The organism is Burkholderia sp. BCC1972, assembly GCF_905339605.1.
Lineage (GTDB): Bacteria > Pseudomonadota > Gammaproteobacteria > Burkholderiales > Burkholderiaceae > Burkholderia.
On sequence record NZ_CAJPGH010000004.1, the window covers coordinates 13,958 to 33,498 of the forward strand.

General features: G+C 67.6%; 20 protein-coding genes. 9 read left to right on the forward strand and 11 right to left on the reverse strand.

All coding sequences use genetic code 11. The features are described from left to right. Window positions 1–242: 242 nt before the first annotated feature. Window positions 243–506, forward strand: a complete 264-nt coding sequence (locus U5798_RS07645; protein ID WP_006489463.1) for a hypothetical protein — start codon at window positions 243–245, stop codon at window positions 504–506. 89 nt (window positions 507–595) lie between these two features. On the opposite strand, the gene U5798_RS07650 is transcribed toward U5798_RS07645, so the two are convergent. Continuing rightward, complete coding sequence (locus U5798_RS07650; RefSeq protein WP_124455594.1) at window positions 596–1,390, reverse strand: AraC family transcriptional regulator; 795 nt, start codon at window positions 1,388–1,390, stop codon at window positions 596–598. A gap of 550 nt (window positions 1,391–1,940) precedes the next feature. On the opposite strand from U5798_RS07650, the gene U5798_RS07655 reads away from it, so the two are divergent. Both U5798_RS07655 and U5798_RS07660 read left to right on the forward strand, forming a co-directional pair. Then, complete coding sequence (locus U5798_RS07655; RefSeq protein WP_409364435.1) at window positions 1,941–3,119, forward strand: branched-chain amino acid ABC transporter substrate-binding protein; 1,179 nt, start codon at window positions 1,941–1,943, stop codon at window positions 3,117–3,119. Window positions 3,120–3,444: 325 nt separating this feature from the next. Continuing rightward, on the forward strand, window positions 3,445–4,755 hold the full coding sequence (locus U5798_RS07660; RefSeq protein WP_124455591.1) for an MFS transporter: 1,311 nt from the start codon (window positions 3,445–3,447) through the stop codon (window positions 4,753–4,755). A gap of 101 nt (window positions 4,756–4,856) precedes the next feature. Here U5798_RS07660 and U5798_RS07665 read toward each other — a convergent pair whose 3' ends face one another. From U5798_RS07665 to garD, 4 genes are all read right to left on the reverse strand, one after another. After that, window positions 4,857–5,294, reverse strand: coding sequence for a DoxX family protein (locus tag U5798_RS07665; protein ID WP_006491342.1), 438 nt, complete (start codon window positions 5,292–5,294; stop codon window positions 4,857–4,859). Between the two features lie 192 nt (window positions 5,295–5,486). Beyond that, entirely contained in the window at window positions 5,487–5,942 is a 456-nt protein-coding gene (locus U5798_RS07670; protein WP_124455590.1) for an RbsD/FucU family protein, read from the reverse strand. A 79-nt stretch (window positions 5,943–6,021) separates the two neighbouring features. Then, window positions 6,022–6,414 (reverse strand): nuclear transport factor 2 family protein, encoded by a 393-nt coding sequence (locus U5798_RS07675; RefSeq protein WP_124455589.1) that lies wholly within the window; start codon window positions 6,412–6,414, stop codon window positions 6,022–6,024. Between the two features lie 201 nt (window positions 6,415–6,615). Beyond that, the gene (gene garD / locus U5798_RS07680; RefSeq protein WP_124455588.1) at window positions 6,616–8,169 is read right to left on the reverse strand and encodes a galactarate dehydratase; all 1,554 of its coding nucleotides are present in this window, start codon (window positions 8,167–8,169) and stop codon (window positions 6,616–6,618) included. 230 nt (window positions 8,170–8,399) lie between these two features. Here garD and kdgD point away from each other — a divergent pair, with 230 nt between their 5' ends. Next, entirely contained in the window at window positions 8,400–9,314 is a 915-nt protein-coding gene (gene kdgD, locus U5798_RS07685; protein ID WP_011546881.1) for a 5-dehydro-4-deoxyglucarate dehydratase, read from the forward strand. 154 nt (window positions 9,315–9,468) lie between these two features. On the opposite strand, the gene U5798_RS07690 is transcribed toward kdgD, so the two are convergent. Continuing rightward, the gene (locus U5798_RS07690) at window positions 9,469–10,020 is read right to left on the reverse strand and encodes a hypothetical protein (protein ID WP_124455587.1); all 552 of its coding nucleotides are present in this window, start codon (window positions 10,018–10,020) and stop codon (window positions 9,469–9,471) included. 187 nt (window positions 10,021–10,207) lie between these two features. On the opposite strand from U5798_RS07690, the gene U5798_RS07695 reads away from it, so the two are divergent. Together U5798_RS07695 and U5798_RS07700 are read left to right on the forward strand one after the other, a co-directional pair. Further along, window positions 10,208–10,405, forward strand: a complete 198-nt coding sequence (locus U5798_RS07695; RefSeq protein ID WP_006752328.1) for a type II toxin-antitoxin system VapB family antitoxin — start codon at window positions 10,208–10,210, stop codon at window positions 10,403–10,405. After that, a complete protein-coding gene (locus U5798_RS07700; protein WP_322081703.1) occupies window positions 10,402–10,773 on the forward strand; it encodes a type II toxin-antitoxin system VapC family toxin in 372 nt (123 codons plus the stop codon). The genes U5798_RS07695 and U5798_RS07700 overlap by 4 nt, the downstream gene beginning before the upstream one ends. Window positions 10,774–10,902: 129 nt before the next feature. On the opposite strand, the gene U5798_RS07705 is transcribed toward U5798_RS07700, so the two are convergent. Further along, the gene (locus tag U5798_RS07705; protein WP_322081704.1) at window positions 10,903–12,480 is read right to left on the reverse strand and encodes an aldehyde dehydrogenase (NADP(+)); all 1,578 of its coding nucleotides are present in this window, start codon (window positions 12,478–12,480) and stop codon (window positions 10,903–10,905) included. Window positions 12,481–12,727: 247 nt separating this feature from the next. On the opposite strand from U5798_RS07705, the gene U5798_RS07710 reads away from it, so the two are divergent. Then, window positions 12,728–14,122: an MFS transporter gene (locus U5798_RS07710; RefSeq protein ID WP_322081705.1), complete on the forward strand. Its 1,395-nt coding sequence runs from the start codon at window positions 12,728–12,730 to the stop codon at window positions 14,120–14,122. A gap of 50 nt (window positions 14,123–14,172) precedes the next feature. Here the strand turns inward: U5798_RS07710 and U5798_RS07715 are convergent, their stop codons facing one another. Both U5798_RS07715 and U5798_RS07720 read right to left on the reverse strand, forming a co-directional pair. Next, on the reverse strand, window positions 14,173–14,898 hold the full coding sequence (locus U5798_RS07715; RefSeq protein WP_124455583.1) for a site-2 protease family protein: 726 nt from the start codon (window positions 14,896–14,898) through the stop codon (window positions 14,173–14,175). Further along, complete coding sequence (locus U5798_RS07720; protein ID WP_322081706.1) at window positions 14,895–15,848, reverse strand: DUF2167 domain-containing protein; 954 nt, start codon at window positions 15,846–15,848, stop codon at window positions 14,895–14,897. The genes U5798_RS07715 and U5798_RS07720 overlap by 4 nt, the downstream gene beginning before the upstream one ends. A gap of 196 nt (window positions 15,849–16,044) precedes the next feature. Here U5798_RS07720 and U5798_RS07725 point away from each other — a divergent pair, with 196 nt between their 5' ends. Next, entirely contained in the window at window positions 16,045–16,893 is an 849-nt protein-coding gene (locus U5798_RS07725; RefSeq protein ID WP_322081707.1) for a helix-turn-helix transcriptional regulator, read from the forward strand. 32 nt (window positions 16,894–16,925) lie between these two features. Here the strand turns inward: U5798_RS07725 and U5798_RS07730 are convergent, their stop codons facing one another. Continuing rightward, a complete protein-coding gene (locus U5798_RS07730) occupies window positions 16,926–17,552 on the reverse strand; it encodes a LysE family translocator (RefSeq protein ID WP_124455580.1) in 627 nt (208 codons plus the stop codon). A gap of 155 nt (window positions 17,553–17,707) precedes the next feature. On the opposite strand from U5798_RS07730, the gene U5798_RS07735 reads away from it, so the two are divergent. Then, window positions 17,708–18,172 (forward strand): Lrp/AsnC family transcriptional regulator, encoded by a 465-nt coding sequence (locus U5798_RS07735; protein WP_322081708.1) that lies wholly within the window; start codon window positions 17,708–17,710, stop codon window positions 18,170–18,172. Here the strand turns inward: U5798_RS07735 and U5798_RS07740 are convergent. Continuing rightward, window positions 18,169–19,539 carry a dihydroorotase gene (locus U5798_RS07740; RefSeq protein ID WP_322081709.1) on the reverse strand — a complete coding sequence of 457 codons (1,371 nt, stop codon included), beginning with the start codon at window positions 19,537–19,539 and terminating at the stop codon, window positions 18,169–18,171. The two genes, U5798_RS07735 and U5798_RS07740, sit on opposite strands and share 4 nt — an antisense overlap. Window positions 19,540–19,541: the final 2 nt, after the last annotated feature.

Genomic DNA, 19,541 nt, shown 5'->3' on the forward strand with positions numbered 1-19,541 from the left:
CCGCGGTCGATACAAAGGGCCGCATCAACTGCGCACCATCGTGGTGAATCGGTCGGCCGCGGACCCGCCCGCGCGGCTCGCCGCGAGCGGGCCGGGAGCCGCGCTGCGTATGACGTTACATACGGTAACCCGTACCGCAGCGCAGCATCCCGTCGCCCGCCACGGTTTTAAGAATCGCTTAAGTCTTCGACGGCACCATCCGCAACCAGTACCCGATGGTTATCTCGAAAAGGAGGAAAGCGATGAGCGCCGTAGAAGCACCCGCGGGCCGCCCGGCCGCGCCCCCTGCAAAGAAGACGATGCTGCGCCGCCTGCTCAGTCATCATGAAATCGCGACGCTGCTCGTGCTGCTGCATGCACCGATCGGCGCGAACGCCAAACCCGAACTGCCCGCGCTGCAGGAAGCCGGTCTCGTCGAGATGGTCAAGCTCGACCCCGATACGGCCCCGAGCTTCCGGCTGACCGAAGACGGCACGGCCGTCCTGAAAGGGCTCGGCTACCGCTGAGCCGCCGATTTCACGGCATCCCCGTTTCCCCACAGTACCCCGCAGCACCCCCGATCCCTGCGATGCGCCGGCCCGGCCGGCGAATCGCGTCACCCTGCCCGCTCCTGCAGCATCAACCGGTATTCCGTCGGCGTCACGCCGACCGTCGCCTTGAACTGGCGCGTGAACGCGCTGTGATCCGTATAACCGCATAGCGCCGCGACGTCGGTGACCTTGTCGTGCGTGACGAGCAGCGCGGTGGCCGCGTCGAGCCGCGTCTTCAGCAGCACCTGGCGCGGCGTCAGGTGGAACACCTTGTGAAAGTAGCGTTCGAGCTGCGCGACCGACATCCCGGCCATCTGCGCGAGCTGCTTCAGGTTCAGCGGCTGCACGTAGTGATCCTGGATATGCTGGACCACGTCGGCGAGCCGGCTGTACGCCGGGTGCGATCCCTCGTGTGCCTTCAGGTCGCGCGAGATGCCCGCAAGGCCGACCACCCTGCCCGCGGCGTCGCGCAGCGGCTCCTTGCAGGTCAGGCACCAGCCCGGCTGGCGGCCCGGATACAGGTGCAGCTCGAGCTGGTCCATCAGTTGCTGGCCGGCGTTGATCGTCGCCATGTCCTGCTCGAAATAGCTGCGGCCGAAGCGGCGCGGAAACACTTCGTCGGCGGTCTTGCCGAGCAGGTCGCGCTTGTCCTTGTAGCCGCAGCGCATCGCCAGCGTGCGATTGACGATCGCGTAGCGGCCGCTCGCATCCTTCACGAAGAACGCGACGTCCGGCAGCGCATCGAACACCGGTTCGAGCAGGCGGAAGTGCGCGAGCATCGCGCCGAAATCGGCGTTGTCGGGCTGGTAGCGCAACGGTTCGGACAGGCTCATGGGCGGTACGGCAAGCAAGGTCGTCATCCCGGCAACCGCGAAGCGAGTGGCAGATGGCGACGATTATAGAAGCGCCCCTTCGATCGCGGCGCGCCGAGCGTGGGGCAAGCAGGCTGATGATGTCCCGCCGGTCGCATCGTACATCGCGATCGGTGGGCATCGGTCATGCAAAACAGGTTGTGCACACAACTACTGCGACAGGTGCGCGCTTGCCGCCGGCGTGCCGGGTACGCACGCCCGAATTCACCATCCTAAAAATGCGCACGCCCCGAGTCTTGGCGCGATTGCGCATTCGACATGACGATTTCAGCATATATCAGGGTTATCGACGATATGCCGATATCGTCGCCGGCTGCGCATCGAACGCGCAAGACGCCCGCATTTTCGCTATCTAGACTTCGCTTCACGGTCACGAGACGACCTCTCGCTGCTGCTGCAATCGGCACGCAAGGCCCGCCACAAGCGCCGCCGAGCACGCCGATTCCGGCACAGCACGCGCAGCACGCGGCGCGCCTGAACGGCCGTCGCATCGGCTGCCGACCGAACCGTCTCGCCCGGTTTACCGGCGCCGGCCCGCATGCCGGCGGCGGCCCAACCACGCCATCAAGGGGAAGTGAAAGTGAAGCTGAAGTTATCGCACGTCGCGCTGGCCGCTGCCTGCGCACTGTCGGGCGCACACGCCATCGCCGCCGACGTCGTCAAGATCGGTTTCGCCGCACCGCTGACCGGCCCGCAGTCGAACTACGGCACGGACATGCAGAAGGGCGTGCAACTCGCGATCGCCGATTTCAACGCGACGCATCCGACGATCGGCGGCAAGCCCGTCACGTTCCAGCTCGACTCGCAGGACGACCAGGCCGACCCGCGCACCGGCACGACCGTCGCGCAGCGGCTGATCGACGACAACGTCCGCGGGATCATCGGCCACTTCAACTCGGGCACCAGCATTCCGGCATCCGACCTGTACGATCGCGCGGGGCTGCCGCAGATCTCGATGGCGACGTCGCCGCAATACACGGCGCGCGGCTACAAGACGACCTACCGGCTGCTGACGAGCGACGCGCAGGCCGGCCGCATCGTCGGCACGTACGCGGTGAAGACGCTGCGCTTCAAGCGCATCGCGATCATCGACGACCGCACGGCCTACGGCCAGGGCATCGCCGACGAATTCGCGAAGGCCGTCGAAGCAGCCGGCGGCACGATCGTGAAGCGCGACTTCACGAACGACAAGGCGCTCGATTTCTCCGCGATCCTGACCAACCTGAAGGGCGTCAATCCGGACGCGGTCTTCTACGGCGGCGGCGACGCGCAATCGTCGCCGATGATCCGCAAGATGCGCCAGCTCGGGATGAAGTCGGCATTCGTGACGGGCGAGATGTCGCGCTCGCCGACGTTCCTGAAGGTCGGCGGCGAAGCGGCCGAAGGCGCGATCGTCTACATGGGCGGCCTGCCGAAGGAAAAGATGCCGGGCTTCTCCGGCTATGCGGCACGCTACAAGGCGCGCTTCAACGAGGACGTAATCACCTACTCGCCGTACTCGTATGACGGCACGATCGCGCTGCTCACCGCGATGAAGGACGCGAACTCGACCGATCCGAAGGTGTACACGCCGTATCTCGGCAAGGTGTCGGTCAAGGGCGTGTCGGCCCCGAGCATCGCGTACGACCCGAAGGGCGACCTGAGGGATGCGCCGGTGACGATCTACAAGGTCGAGCGCGGCGCGTTCAAGCCGGTCGACACGATCGCCGGCAACTGAACCGGCGGATACGCCGACACCCTCTCGCACGGCACGTGGGCGGTTCACCGGCCGCCCGCGCCGCGCACGCTTCGGCTGCATGGTCCGAAGCCGTCCCCGGCACGCACTCGCGCGCAGGCATTTCGCGCTCCTGTAGAATCCCCCAACCCGCTTTGACGCCTCGTCTCCGTCGTGCCCCATCCCGGTGCGGCGGCGCGTGTTTCGTGCCTCACCCGGCACGCGCCACGTTTCGACGACGCAAGCCGCGCCTTGTCAGTCCATGCCGAAAAGCGGGCCCTGGAGACGCAGCACCGACAACTACATTCAAAAACCGATCGTCCTGACCATGCAAGCTTCCGAATTGAGCGGCGTGCCTCGCGCCGCCGAACGCGCGCTCACGCGCAGCGACTACAAGACCCTTGGCCTTGCCGCACTCGGCGGCGCCCTCGAGTTCTACGACTTCATCATCTTCGTGTTCTTCGCGCCGGCGATAGGGCAGCTCTTCTTCCCGCACGACATTCCGGACTGGCTGCGCCAGTTGCAGACGTTCGGCATCTTCGCGGCCGGCTATCTCGCGCGCCCGCTCGGCGGCGTGATCATGGCGCACTTCGGCGACCTGTTCGGCCGCAAGCGGATGTTCACGCTGAGCGTGCTGATGATGTCGGTGCCGACGCTGCTGATGGGCCTGCTGCCGACCTACGACACGATCGGCATCCTCGCGCCGGTGTTGCTGCTGCTGTTCCGCGTGCTGCAAGGCGCGGCAGTCGGCGGCGAAGTGCCGGGCGCGTGGGTGTTCGTGTCCGAGCACGTGCCGTCGCGCCACATCGGCTATGCGTGCGGCACGCTGACGGCAGGCCTCACGGCCGGCATCCTGCTCGGCTCGCTCGTCGCCGCCGGCATCAACAGCCGCTATTCGGCCGCCGAAGTCGGCGCGTTCGCGTGGCGCATCCCGTTCCTGCTGGGCGGCGTGTTCGGGCTGTTCTCCGTGTACCTGCGCCGCTGGCTGCACGAAACGCCGGTGTTCGCCGAGATGAAGGCGAAGAAGGCGCTCGCGGCCGAGATCCCGCTGAAGGCCGTGCTGCGCGACCACGGCCGCGCGGTGATCGTATCGATGCTGCTCACATGGATGCTGTCGGCCGCGATCGTCGTCGTGATCCTGATGACGCCCGCGCTGCTGCAGAAGCAGTTCCACCTGACGCCCGCGACGACGCTGTTCGCGAACAGCGTCGCGACGCTGTGCCTGACGGCCGGCTGCATCACCGCGGGTTCGCTCGCGGGCTGGATCGGCGCGAAGCGCGTGCTCGGCATCGGCGGCCTCGGGCTGGCCGCGTGCTACTACCTGCTGTTCGTGCAGGTCGCGGCCGACGCGTCGACGCTGCCGCTCTACTACGGGATCGCGGGCTTCATGGTCGGCACGATCGGCGCGGTGCCGTTCGTGATGGTCAAGAGCTTCCCGGCCGTCGTGCGCTTCTCGGGCATCTCGTTCTCGTACAACGTCGCGTACGCGATCTTCGGCGGCCTCACGCCGGTGATCGTGTCGCTGATGATGAAGTCGAATCCGCTCGCGCCGGTCGTGTACGTCGCGGCGATCTGCGTGCTCGGCGCCATCGCCGTGCAGTTCTCGAAGGATGCGAAGGACGTGAAGGACGCGCGCTGAGCGGAACGCCGGCGTCGGCGCTCGCTCCATGAAGAAAGGGCCGAATCCCGCGGGATTCGGCCCTTTGTCTTTGCTTCAGCGCGGCGGTACGCGTGGTGCGATCAGCGCAGCACGCCGTACGACGAACTCGGGCGGCGCAGCGCGTCGATGCTCGCGCCGCCGGCGCCCGTGACGAACAGCAGCAGGAAACCGCCGGCAATCGCGACGTTCTTCCAGAAGTGGATCACCATGTCGTGCTGGACGGCGGCGTTGGTGGCATCCCAGAAATTGTGCCCGACCATCGCGGTCGCGATCGTGTAGACCGCCATCAGCAACGCGAGCGGCCGTACCTTGTAGCCGACGATCAGCAGCAGGCCGCCGAGCCCCTCGATCGCGACGACGATCGGCGCGACGACCTGTTGATAGGGCACGTTCATCCCGTGCAGGTACGCGACGAAGTCGCTGTAGCCGAGCAGCTTCATGATGCCGCCCCACAAGAACAACGCCGCCAGCGCCAGGCGTGCGAAAAAAATGACGCCGGAATCGACGGTACGCGTCATGCCTCTCTCCTCGTATGCAATTCGGCCGGCCGCGCCGGGCGCGCCCGTGCGGTTCGGCGCCGCGCGGCCCGGGAGGGCGCGCGGCAAATGGGCCAGCATAGAGGGTCTTTTCGCCGTGTCCAAGAAAAAGGTTGTAGCAAATCTTTACACTGCGGCGGCGGTGCCGGCGGCCCGGCGCGGCGAAAAACGCGTTTAGCCCGCGTCGCTCAACAGCACGCCTTTCTTGAAGATGAAGCAGCCGTAGCCGCGCGTTTCGCCGGTGACGATCACCGCGTACGTCTGCTGCGCGCGTTCGTAGAACGCGAAACGCTCGACACCGGTCAGCGGCACCGTGCGCCCTTCCGCGCGATCGATCTCGGCCTGCACTTCGCGCTGCACGGGCGGCACCGCGGTTGCGTCGCCGACGACCTCCATTCGCCACGCCGGCGTGTCGACGAACGTGTCGAGCGGCAGCACGGACAGCACCGCGCGCACGACGCGCGCCGAATCGGCGCCGTCGATCCGCAGCGCGCGGCCGACCACCGTGTGCTCCGCGACGGATTCCGCCGGGAAATTCGCGTCGCAGATCGCAATTTCGTCACCGTGGCCCATCGCACGCAGCGTGTGCAGGATGTCGGCGTGCAGCAGCGGGTCGAGATTCTTCAGCATGTCGGCTAGTCTCCGGGATCAGGAACAAACCGCATAACGTTACCCGATCCCGGCGGCAGTTGCGCATGCAATGTTCGCGTCACGACGCCGCGGCCGGCATTTCGTCGATGAAACCCGTGACCGACGCAAGGCGGCCCGATGCATCGACGGTGCCGAAGTCCGAACCCTTCACGATCGCCGCGCCGTCGGGCGATACGAGCGCCCACGAGAACCGCAGGTGCTGGCCGAACGCGTCGACGTCGGTCGTGCGACGGAAGCGGTAGGCGGGGAAGCGCGCCTGCACGGCCGCGATCATCGTGTCGATGCCTGCGTGGCCGTCGCCGGCCATCAGCGGATCGCGGTAGGCCGCGTCGCTCGCATACGTCGCATCGATCAGTTCGCGGCGGCGCGCGGCGTCGGACTCGTTCCATGCGTCGAAGTAGCGGTCGATCAGGTCGGCGTGAACGGACGAAGCGGATTGGGCGGTGTTCATGGCGAGGCTCCTTGTGTCGATGAGAGGACGTGGTCGCGAACGTTTCGGGTCCGCGTGCGGCTATCGTCGCCGGGCGCGCGCGGACGGTCGATTACGTGACAGGTAAGGAAATCTCGCGAGCCGCGTCCGCGCCCGCGCCGCCGCAACGAAAACGGGCGCCCGAAGGCGCCCGCATCGTCTCGCCGGCCATGCCCGCGCGTGTCAGGTCACCGGCGCCGGATTGAACAGCGTCAGCGCATTCGCGAGCTTCCATTGCTCGGCCCACGTGCGGCGCTTGCCGCTCGCGACGTCGAGCATCAGCCGGAACAGCGCCCAGCCGGTGTCCTCGATCGTCGCCGCGCCGGTCGCGATCTGCCCCGCGTCGAGATCCATCAGGTCGTGCCAGCGGCGCGCGAGATCGCTGCGCGTCGCGACCTTGATCACCGGCACCTGCGCAAGGCCGTACGGCGTGCCGCGGCCGGTCGTGAAGATGTGCAGGTTCATCCCCGCCGCAAGCTGCAGCGTGCCGCAGATGAAGTCGCTCGCGGGCGTCGCCGCATACAGCAGCCCCTTCTGCCGCGCGCGGTCGCCGGGGCGCACGACGCCGGCGATCGGCGCACTGCCCGACTTCACGATCGACCCCATCGCCTTCTCGACGATGTTCGACAGGCCGCCCTTCTTGTTGCCGGGCGTCGTGTTCGCGCTGCGGTCGACGCGGCCACGCTGCAGGTAGCGGTCGTACCAGTCCATCTCGCGGATGATCTCGCGCGCGACCTGTTCGTTCGCGGCACGGGACGTGAGCTGTGCGACGCCGTCGCGCACTTCGGTCACTTCCGAGAACATGATCGTCGCGCCGGCACGCACCAGCAGGTCGGCCGCGAAACCCACGGCCGGGTTCGCGGTGAGCCCCGAAAACGCGTCGCTGCCGCCGCACTGCACGCCGACGACGAGATCCGACGCCGGGCACGTCTCGCGACGGCGGCGGTTCAGCCGCTCGAGATGCGCTTCGGCCATCTTCATGATCGAGTCGATCATCGAGTTGAAGCCGACGTGCGCGGCGTCCTGCAGGCACACGACGCCGCCGTTGCCGGCCGCGCCGTCGGCGGTCACCGGAATCGCGCCGGGCGGCAGCAGGCGCTCGGGCTGCAGCTTCTCGCAGCCGAGGCTCACGGTCATCACCTCGCCGCCGAAGTTCGGGTTCAGGCTGATGTTGCGCAGCGTACGGATCGGGATGTCGGCGTCCGGCGCATCGATCGCGACGCCGCAGCCGTACGTGTGCTCGAGCCCGACCACGTCGTCGACGTTCGGATAGCGCGGCAGCAGTTCGTCCTTGATCCGCTTCACCGCATGCTCGACGACGCCCGACACGCACTGCACGGTCGTCGTGATCGCGAGGATGTTGCGCGTGCCGACCGAGCCGTCGGCGTTGCGGAACCCTTCGAAGGTATAGCCTTCGAGCGGCTCGAGCGGCGGCGCGGCGCGCGTCGCGAGCGGCAGGTCGTCGAGCCCCGGCGGCTCGGGCATGCGCATCGTGCGCTCGTTGACCCAGCTGCCGCGCCGCAGGTCGGTCAGCGCGTAGCCGATCACCACGTTGTAGCGGACGACCGGGTCGCCGGCCGCGAGATCGACGAGCGCGACCTTGTGCCCCTGCGGCACGCCTTCGCACAGCGTCAGCCCGTCGGGGAACGTCGCACCTTCGGGCAGGCCGCCGTCGTTGACGACGATCGCGACGTTGTCGTCCGGGTGCACGCGGATGTAGAGAGGGGAAGCGGTCATTGCAATTCCTGAGGGCTGTCGGCCATATTGTTAGTCATCATACGACATTCAACCTCAACCGGCGATGCTGCGTAAACCCTTATCCGGAAAGACCCTACCCTTGACCCACTAGCAAACCGCTTGCGCCACCTTTTCCCTCGTTGTACGATGACATACAACGACATCGCCAATTCGGCTCGTATGCCGTTCCCGACGAACCCAGCACTCGCGCTAGACGGACGACCCCAACCATGACTTCACCGCAAGAACTCAAACAGATCATCTCCCACGGCCTGCTGTCGTTTCCGCTGACGGATTTCGATGCCGACGGCAGCTTCCGCCCGTCCACCTACGCGGAGCGCCTGGAATGGCTGGCGCCGTACGGCGCGAGCGCGCTGTTCGCGGCCGGCGGCACCGGCGAATTCTTCTCGCTCACGCAGCGTGAGTATTCGGACGTGATCCGCGTCGCGACGGAAACCTGCAAGGGCAAGGTGCCGATCCTGGCCGGCGCGGGCGGCGCCACGCGCGTCGCGATCGAATATGCGCAGGAAGCCGAGCGCCTCGGTGCGAGCGGCGTGCTGCTGATGCCGCACTACCTGACCGAAGCGAGCCAGGAAGGGATCGCCGACCACGTCGAGCAGGTGTGCCGCGCGCTGAAGATCGGCGTGGTGGTGTACAACCGCGCGAATTCGAAGCTGAACGCCGACATGCTCGAGCGCCTCGCCGACCGCTGCCCGAACCTGATCGGCTTCAAGGACGGCGTCGGCGAAATTGAGAGCATGGTCACGATCCGCCGCCGCCTCGGCGACCGGTTCGCGTACCTCGGCGGCCTGCCGACGGCGGAAGTCTATGCGGCCGCGTACAAGGCGCTCGGCGTGCCGGTGTACTCGTCGGCCGTGTTCAACTTCATCCCGAAGACGGCGATGGCATTCTACGAAGCGATCGCGAAGGACGACCACGCGACGGTCGGCCGCCTGATCGACGAATTCTTCCTGCCGTACCTGAAGATCCGCAACCGCCGCGCGGGCTATGCGGTCAGCATCGTCAAGGCGGGCGCGAAGCTCGTCGGCCACGACGCGGGCCCGGTGCGTGCGCCGCTCGTCGACCTGACCGACGAAGAAGCGGCCGAGCTCGACGTGCTGATCAAGAAGATGGGCCCGCAGTAAGCGGGCATGGCCGGCGACGCGGGCCCTCATCGGCGCCGCGGCCGGCAGTCCTGCCTCGCGGCCGGCACGCGCCGGCCGCGATCATCTCTGTGTGTTGCCTTGCCATTCTGTTCGGCAATGACGCACGCATCCGCCGCGATGCATGCCGTCGCCGTCACATCTGCGCGATGATCCCGACGATCCGGTAGCGCACGTTCCCCAGCTTCACCCGCGTCGCCTCGATCTGGCCCTGCGCACCCGAGCGGGCGCGCGTATTCGATTCGCCGTCGAGGATCTGCCCGAGCACGTCGCGGTCGACGACCGCATCGAAGAACCGGCCGACCGTGATCGTCGCCGACTGCTTCGCGGTCGCGAGCTGGCTGTTCGCCTGCATCAGCGCTTCGGTGCGCAGGTTCGGGTCGCGTTCGTCGATGCTGCGCCGGTACTGAAGCGCGAACACCAGCGCTTCCATGTCCTGCCGGAAGCGGCGCACGGCCTGCCCGAACACGAGCGAATGCGCGTCGGCGCCCGTGACGAGGCGCCCCTGGTTGATCGTCACGTCGAATTCGCTGCCGCCGAGGTCGTGCTGGAATTCCTGCAGCGCGTTCGCGAGCACGCGTCCTTCGCTGTATTGGCCGACCTGGGTGCGCACGGATTTCGCGACGTCGCCGATCGCTTTCCACAATCCGGCCGCGAACAGGTGATCGCCACGCTTGTTGATGTTCATTGGAAGGTTCCCTCGTTGTCTTTTGTCGGTCTCTCAGGCTCGCCTGCGGGCCGGGCGGCCCGAGGCATCGCTACTGTAGGAGAAAATCGGGAGACAGGAAAGCCGACCTCGCCTCGCCTCGGCAGAGCATCAACATAAGCACCGTTTGATGCCATAATTGATGCATGGAATTTCTCGGGAGCCGCACATGCGCACCACCTTGTCCCTCGACGACGCGCTGCTCGCCAAAGCGCAGCAATTGACGGGCGTCACCGAAAAATCGGCGCTCGTGAGAGAAGCGCTGCGCGCATTGATCGCCCGCGAAAGCGCGCGGCGACTTGCTCGCCTCGGCGGTACCGAGCCCGACCTTGAATCGGTTCCGCGCCGCCCGTCGGAGCCCGCATGATTCTTGTCGACACGTCAGTCTGGATCGACCACTTGCGGGCCGGCGACGCAGCGCTCACAACATTGCTGGAAGCTGAGCGAGTGTTGATCCATCCGTTCATCGTCGGTGAACTCGCGCTCGGCAGCATGCGCAATCGCCAGACCGTACTGGATGCGCTGCGCGACCTTCCCGCCGCAACCCCAGCGACCGACGACGAAGTCCAGCGCATGATCGACGTCGTACCGCTTCACGGGCTCGGCATCGGTTACGTCGATGCCCACCTGCTTGCCTCGGCCAGGCTGACCGACGGCACCAAGCTGTGGACGCGCGACCGTCGCCTGCTGGCTGCAGCGGAGCGTTTGCAACTCGTCGCCCACCCTGCTCATTGACCGGGCACAACCAGCACGGAAGCCCGCGCTGAATAAAACAAGGCGGCGGTGCCCTCAGGCACCGCCGCCTTGTTTCAACGTGCCGGAACGCGTCCCTCGCGGGACGCTGCCTTCAACGGCCACGCGCCGTCATTCCGCCTTCCCGTCCCGCAGACGCGGAATCGCCAGCGGATTGCCTTCCTGCAACCCCTCCGGCAGCAGGTCGTCCGGGAAGTCCTGGTAGCACACGGGCCGCAGGAAACGCTCGATCGCCGTCGCGCCGACCGACGTGACGGCCGGGTTCGACGTCGCGGGGAACGGCCCGCCGTGCACCATCGCATCGCACACCTCGACGCCGGTCGGGTAACCGTTGACGAGCAGGCGCCCGGCCTTGCGTTCGAGGACCGGCAACAGCCGGCGCGCGAGCGGCTTGTCGTCGGCATCCATCTGCAGCGTGGCCGTCAACTGGCCTTCGAGCGCGTCGAGCACGCGCGCGACTTCGTCGAGATCGCGGCAGCGCACGATCAGCGACGCCGGCCCGAACACCTCGTGACTGAACGCCGGCTCGGCCAGGAACGCCTGCGCGCCGACTTCGTACAGCGCGCCGCCGGCCTGGCAGTCGGTCTGCGCGGCCTCGCCCGCGCCGATTTCGCGCACGCCCGGCAGTTCGGCCAGCTTGCCGCGGCCGTTGCGGTACGCATCGGCAATGCCGGGCGTGAGCATCACGCCGGCCGGCTTCTTCGCGAGCGCCTGCGCGGCGACGGTTTCGAAGCGATCGAGATCGGGGCCGTCGATCGCGAGCACGAGACCCGGGTTCGTACAGAACTGGCCGACGCCGAGCGTCAGCGAATCGACGAAGCCCGTCGCGATCGCGTCGCCGCGCGCGGCAAGCGCGGCCGGGAACAGCACGACCGGGTTGATGCTGCTCATTTCCGCGTAGACGGGAATCGGCTGCGGGCGCGCGTTCGCGATCTGCACGAGCGCCATGCCGCCCTGGCGCGAACCGGTGAAGCCGACGGCCTGGACTGCCGGATGGCCGACCAGCGGCGCGCCGATCACGCGGCCGGGACCGACCAGCAGCGAGAACACGCCGGCCGGCATGCCGGATTTCGCGACGGCGGCGCGGATCGCGCGGCCGACCAGCTCGGACGTGCCGAGGTGCGCTTCGTGCGCCTTCACGATCACCGGACAGCCGGCCGCGAGTGCCGACGCCGTATCGCCGCCGGCCACCGAGAACGCGAGCGGGAAGTTGCTCGCGCCGAACACGACGACGGGCCCGAGCGCGACTTTCTGCAAACGCAGGTCCGAACGCGGCAGCGGCGTGCGCGCGGGCTGCGCGGGATCGATCGACGCGGCGAGGAAGCGCCCGTCGCGCACGACGCGCGCGAACAGCCGGAGCTGGCCGACGGTGCGGGCGCGCTCGCCCTGCAGCCGTGCGGCGGGCAGGCCCGTCTCGGCGTGCGCGCGCTCGATCAGCGCATCGCCGAGCGCGACGATTTCATCGGCGATCGCTTCGAGAAACGCCGCGCGGGCCGCGAGCGGCTGCGTGCGGTACGCATCGAACGCGTCGCGTGCGAGTTCGCACGCGCGTTCGACGTCGGCCTGCGTCGCGATGCCGAACGCCGGCGCGTCGATCGGCGCACCCTTCGTCGGGTCGAACGCGTGCAAGGTGCCGGCCGAGCCGGCCACCGCTTCGGCGCCGATCAGCATCTCTCCTGTCAGTTGCATGGGGTTGCTCCGTGGTTCGGGAATGAATTGCTCATTGTAGCTCAACAGATACGATGTCTGCCGACATCATCGTATCACTCTCGCCGCCTGCGAAGGCGCCGACGATACCTCCGAAAGCGTTGCCCGGCCAGAAAATCGCGACATTCCCACACTGTGACGATGATTTACAAAGGGAAAACCCGAGGTTTCTGAATTCGGCCATCCTCAATAAACTCTCGGGCATGTCATACGACGACATACATTTAAAGTGAACAATCAGACTTCCCCTCGCGATCTTCCGCTCGATCTCGCGCGCACCGCGCGCCGGACCGCCGTGCGCTACTGGATCCTGGCGATGCTGTTCGTCGTCACGACGCTCAACTATGCGGACCGCGCGACGCTGTCGATCACCGGCATGCCGATCCGCAAGGCGTTCGGCATCGACCCGGTGACGATGGGCTACATCTTCTCGGCGTTCAGCTGGGCGTACGTGCTCGCGCAGCTGCCGAGCGGCTGGCTGCTCGACCGCTTCGGCGCGCGGCGCGTGTATGCGGCGAGCATCTTCCTGTGGTCCGCGTTCACGCTGCTGCAGAGCACGATCGGCCTCGGCGGCAGCGCCGCGTTCGCGGTCGCCGCGCTGTTCGCGATGCGCTTCGCGGTCGGCATCGCCGAGGCGCCCGCGTTCCCCGCCAATGCGAAAGTCGTCGCAAGCTGGTTCCCGACCGCCGAGCGCGGCACCGCGTCGGCGATCTTCAACGCCGCGCAGTACTTCGCGGCCGTCGTGTTCTCGCCGCTGATGGCGTGGCTCACGCATGCGTACGGCTGGCACCAGGTGTACCTGTGGCTCGGCCTGGCCGGCATCGCGCTCGCGTTCCTGTGGCTGCGCGTCATGAAGGACCCGGCCGACCATCCGGCCGTGAACCGCGCGGAACTCGACCATATCGAACAGGGCGGCGGCCTCGTGCGGTCGACGGGCCGGCCGACCGGGTCACGCGGCGCCGACGGCACGCGCGCGGAAGGCAGCCGCGTGGCCGGCTGGTACTACGTGCGCCAGCTGCTGTCGAACCGGATGCTGATCGGCGTGTACCTCGGCCAGTACTGCGTGAACGTGCTCACGTACTTCTTCCTCACGTGGTTTCCGATCTACCTCGTGCAGGCGCGCGGGATGTCGCTGCTGAAGGCCGGTTTCATGACGTCGCTGCCCGCGATCTGCGGGTTCCTCGGCGGCGTGCTCGGCGGGATGCTGTCGGACGCGCTGATCCGTCGCGGCGTGTCGCTGACGCTCGCACGCAAGATTCCGATCGTCGGCGGGATGGCGCTGTCGATGGCGATCATCGGCTGCAACTACGTCGACAGCGAAGCGCTGGTGATCGTGCTGATGGCCGTGTCGTTCTTCGGCAAGGGAATCGGCTCGCTCGGCTGGGCCGTCGTCGCGGACACCGCGCCGAAGGAAGCGATCGGCCTGTCGGGCAGCCTGTTCAACATGTTCGGCAACACGGCCGGCATCGTCGCGCCGATCGCGATCGGCTACCTCGTCGGCGCGAGCGGCTCGTTCAACGGCGCGCTCGTGTTCGTCGGGCTGAACGCGCTCGTCACCGTGTTCAGCTATCTCGTGATCGTGAAGGACATCAAGCGCGTCGAATTGCGTCATCGCGACGCGTGAGGTTCACGCTAAAAAACGGCGGCCGCGTAACAGCGGCCGCCGCTTTTGCATCAGCTCGACGCATGCGCGACGCGCAGCATGTCGTGCACGCCGGACGTCATCAGCGCGAGAAACGCGAGCAGGCCGACGTAGCAGAGCGCGTACGTCGTCTTCGTCTCGATCGACGTCGCGTAATACACGCGGTTCTCCGGCGCGTCGGGATCGTAGCGCCACGCGCGCTTCAACTGCGGCAGCGCGAGGATCGCCATCACGATCAGCAGCGGGCTCGGGCGATACACGAACAGCGCGATCAGCACGGGCACGCCCGCGAACCAGATGCGCGGCGACAGCACCGCGGTGATCCGCCCGCCGTCGAACGGCGACAGCGGAATCATGTTGAACAGATTGAGGAAGAAGCCCGTGTACGACAGCGCGAGCAGCAGGTTGCTGTCGTAGTGGCGTGCAGCCGCGTAGCAGGCCAGCGCGCCGAGCGTGCCGACGAACGGCCCGGCGAGCCCGACGTACGCCTCGGTTTCCGCGTCGTGCGGCATCTCCTTCAGCTGGATCCACGCGCCGACGAACGGGATGAAGGTCGGCAGCCCGACGTCGAGCCCGCGCCGCTGCGCGGCCAGGTAGTGGCCGGCTTCGTGCACCAGCAGCAGCGCGACGAAGCCGGCCGCGAAGCGCCAGCCGTAGAACAGCGCGTAGACCGCGATCGACGCGAGCATGGTGCCCGCCGACACGAGCACCTTGCCGAGCTTCAGGCCGCCGAAGATCAGCAGCAACAGCTTCGTCATTCCTTGCGCTCCGTGGCGGCTGCATCGGACGCCTCCGCGACGACCGGCACCGCGGCCGCCTTCGGCTTGCGCCCGAAGAAGCGTTTCAGCGCCGCGCCGCCGGCCAAGAGCGCGACCGCGCCGATCTTGAAGAACTTCACCGCGAACGCGCCGATCAGCGCGAGCAGGCCGAGCTTCTTCGCGCCGACGCCGACGATCAGCGCCGCGAGGCCGTACTCGGCGACGTGGTCGGTCGACTTGTTGAAATCGGCGTAGCGCTTGCCGTCGTTGAAGCTGATGTTCGACAGCAGGTCGTCGGCCGATGCCTTGTATTTCGGCAGGTCGGCGAGCGTCGACGCCATCGTCAGCGACAGGTAGCCGTCGCGGCCCAGCACGAGCGTCCGGTAGTTCACGCCGTCGTTCCCGGCGTTCGGCGCCGCGCCCTTGTCGCGGATGATCGCGGACCACACGAGCCGGTGCGTGGCCGCGTCGTACGCGGGCGCCTTCGCCCAGCCGACCACCTCGGTTTCCGGCAGGCCGCGCTCCTTGCGCGCCGGGTTGTCTTCCTCGGTGCCCGCTTGCAGGCTTTTCAGCAGTTCGTCGGGCTTCCAGTCCTTCGCGTCGTCGTCGCGGATATAGCCGCTCGGCTCGAACGACACGACGGAAATCCAGTCGGCGTCGGGATCGTCGGGCAGCACGAGGCCGACCAGTTTCGATTCGTCGATCGAGTTGCCCATCGAGCGCAGGTAGCGGCCGGCTTCGGCGGCCGGCACGAACGACTCGCCGGCCTTCAGCTTCAGCACGGCTTCGTGTTTCACGTCGATGTCGGTCGGCCCCTTCACGACCGCTTCGTTGGCGGCCGCGGCGGCGGCCCTCATTTCCACCTGCGCAGCTTCGGTCTGCGCGTGGCCGCTGGTCGCGGCGAGTGCGAGCGTCGCCACGCAGGCGAGCCGGACGGCAAGTTTTTTCATTGTTGGATTCCCCTGGAATGCCTTGTTGTGAATGTGCGCGGCAACCGGCCCATGCGTTGTCGTCGCGGGTCCGGCACCGCCTCTCAGGTGGCACGGGGGCTATGGTAACGCAGCGGCCGCGCGCCACCGGCGCGGGGCGCGGCGCTTACCTCGCAGGTAATGCCGAAGCGGCGCGGGATTGCCTATCATCTGCTCCATGAACCCGACCGCTACGTTCCATTCGCCCTCCCCGTCCGCCGGCCGCGCGTCCGGCATCGGCCCGCTGCTGCGCACGTGGCGGCAACGCCGGCGCCTGAGCCAGATGGCGCTCGCGCTCGATGCGGAAGTGTCCGCGCGCCACCTCAGCTTCGTCGAATCGGGCCGCGCGCAGCCGAGCCGCGAGATGGTGCTGCATCTCGCCGAACGCCTCGACGTGCCGCTGCGCGAACGCAATGCGCTGCTCGTCGCGGCCGGCTTCGCGCCGCTGTTTCGCGAACGGCCGTTTTCGGACCCGCAACTGGATGCCGCGCGCCATGCGGTCGAAGCCGTGCTGCGCGGCCACGAGCCGTACCCGGCGCTCGCGGTGGACCGCCACTGGACGCTGCTCGCCGCGAACCGGATGCTCGGCGCGCTGGTCGCGCAGGCCGATCCCGCGCTGCTGCAGCCGCCCGTCAACGTGCTGCGGCTCAGCCTGCATCCCGACGGCCTCGCGTCGCAGATCGTCAACTGGCATGAATGGCGTGCGCACATCCTGCATCGGCTGCAGCGGCAGATCGATGCGAGCGGCGACCGCACGCTGCATGCGCTGCGCGACGAACTCGCCGCCTATCCGGCGCCGGCCGGCCAGCCCGACGACGCGCCGGCGCGCGCCGACTTCGCGGATATCGCGGTGCCGCTGCGGCTACGCACGGCGACCGGCGAGCTGACGTTCTTCAGTACGACGACGGTATTCGGCACACCGGTCGACGTGACGCTGTCGGAACTCGCGATCGAGGCGTTCTTTCCGGCGAACCCGGAGACGGTGGAGGCGATGCGGGCGCTGGCGGACGCGTTGCCGGTGGAATGAAGCCCGCAGGCGCGCCGGCGCCGCGGCCGCGATCAGCGGCGTTCGAGCGCCAGCTTCACGCCGAGCCCCAGCAGGACCACCCCGCTGACGCGATGCATGCGCGTCAGGATGCGCGGATTGCGGCGGATCGATGCCGACAGCAGGCCCGCGAACAACGCGACCGGCCCCTTGACGAGAAACGTCAGTCCGGCGAACGTCGCGCCCAGCACGAACAGCGACAGCATCGGATGCGCGGCGCCCGCCGGCACGAATTGCGGCAGGAACGCCAGATAGAAAAGCGCGACCTTCGGATTCGACACGTTCGACAGCGCGCCTTGCGCGAACGTGCGAAGCCGCGACACCTGCGCGCCGCTGCTGCTCGCGAGCGTCAGTTCGCCCGACGAGCGCAACAGCGTGATGCCGAGGTACAGCAGGTAAAGCGCGCCGATCACCTTCAGCGCCGTGAACAGCCATTCGGACGCCTGAAGAAGTGCGCCCAGGCCGAGCGTCGCGAGCAGCGTATGCACGAGCAGCCCGACGCTGACGCCCGCGGCGGTCACGAGGCCCGCGCGCGTGCCGCCGGACAGCGTGCGCGACATCACGAGGACCATGTCCTGGCCCGGCGTGACGATGATCAGAAGCGACGTTGCGATGAACGGTAGCCAGGACAGATGCGACATGGGGAAGCTCCTGAAGGGGACGGCCGGCGCACGAGAATCGTCCGGCCGGTCGTCAGATTATCGGCGCCCTTCCGTGGAGATTGGATGCGTATTCGGCTACTTCAGGTACACGATTTGGAGATATTCTCTAGTATTCACGTTTCTGGTAGTCAAAAATGTCAACCAAACTGGACGCGATCGACCGGCGTATTCTGCGTGCGTTGCAACGAAATTCGAACCAGACGAATGCCGAACTCGCGCAACAGGCCGGCCTGTCGCCCACGCCGTGCCTGCGCCGCGTGCATCTGCTCGAGGAACAGGGCGTGATCGACGCCTATGTCGCGCTGTTGAATCCCGCCGCCGTCGACCTGCGCTTCACCGCGTTCGTGCGCGTCACGCTGGAGCGCCAGGACAAGACGACGGTCGAACGCTTCGCGCGCGAGATGGAACAGGCGCCCGAAGTGCTCGAGTGCCACCTGATGGCCGGCAGCTACGACTACCTGCTGCGCGTGATCGCGAAAGATCTCGACGACTACCAGCGCTTCCAGATGGAAACGCTCACGCAGATCGAAGGCGTCCGCAACGTCGAGACCGAGATTCCGCTGAAGCGCATCAAGCAGACGGTGCGCCTGCCGATCTAGGTGTCCAGAAACGTCACGGCCTCTCCTGCCGGCTGTCCACTCAGCGCCTCGTCACGCACGACGACCTGCCCGCGCACGACCGTATGCACGGGCCAGCCCGTGACCGCGCATCCGTCGTACGGCGTCCAGCCGCTCACGCTCGCGATCCATTCGTCGCGGATGACCCGCCGCGCGCGCAGGTCGACGATGCTGAAATCGGCGTCGTGGCCCAGCGCGATGCGCCCCTTCCCTTCGATGCCGAAAATGCGCGCCGGCCCGGCGCTGGTCAGGTCGACCAGCCGCTCCAGGCTCAGGCGGCCCGCATGCACGTGGTCGAGCAGCAGCGGCAGCAGCGTCTGCACGCCGGTCATCCCGCTCGGCGACTGCGGATAGGGGCGGCGCTTTTCGTCACGCGTATGCGGCGCATGATCGCTGCCGATCACGTCGACCACGCCATCGCGCACGGCCTGCCACAACGCATCCCGGTGATGCCGGTCGCGCACGGGCGGATTCATCTGCGCGAACGTGCCGAGCCGCTGGTAGCAATCGGGCGCATGCAGGCTCAGGTGATGCGGCGTGACCTCGACCGTCACGCGCCGCCGATGCTGCGCAAGAAACGCCATTTCGGCCGCCGTGGACACATGCAGCACGTGCAGCCGGCGGCCCGTCTCGGCAGCCAGCCCGACGATGCGCCGCGTCGCGATCAGCGCACTTTCCTCGTCGCGCCAGCGCGGATGGTCGCGCACGTCGCCGCTCGCTTCCACGATCGCCTTGCGTGCGCGCAGCCGCGCCTCGTCCTCCGCATGCACGGCCATGCGCCGCCGCCCGTTGCGCAGGATCCGCCGCAACACGGTTTCGTCGTCGGCCAGCAGATCGCCGAACGAACTCCCCATGAACACCTTCACGCCCGCGCAGCCGGGCAGGCGCTCGAGCGCCGGCAGCCGTTCAGCATTCACGGCGGAGCCGCCGATGAAGAACGCGTAGTCGCACCACGCACGGCCGTGCGCGAGATCCAGCTTCGCCTGCAGATCCTGCCCGCTCAGCGTCAACGGATGCGTATTGGGCATCTCGAAGATCGTCGTGACGCCGCCGAGCACCGCGCCGCGCGTGCCGGCCTCGATCGTTTCCTTGTGCGTCAGCCCCGGCTCGCGGAAATGCACCTGGCTGTCGACCACGCCCGGCAGCACATGCAACCCGCGTGCATCGAGCACGACGTCGGCGCTCCAGGTGCCGTGCAACGCGCCCAGCGCGACCACGCGGCCCTCCGCGCACGCGACGTCGATCCGTTCGGCGCCGTTGGGCGTCATCACCGTGCCGCCCTGCACGAGCAGGTCGACGTGGCGGCGCGTCGGCACGTCGGTGGCTTCACGTCGCAGCCGCTCGCCCATGA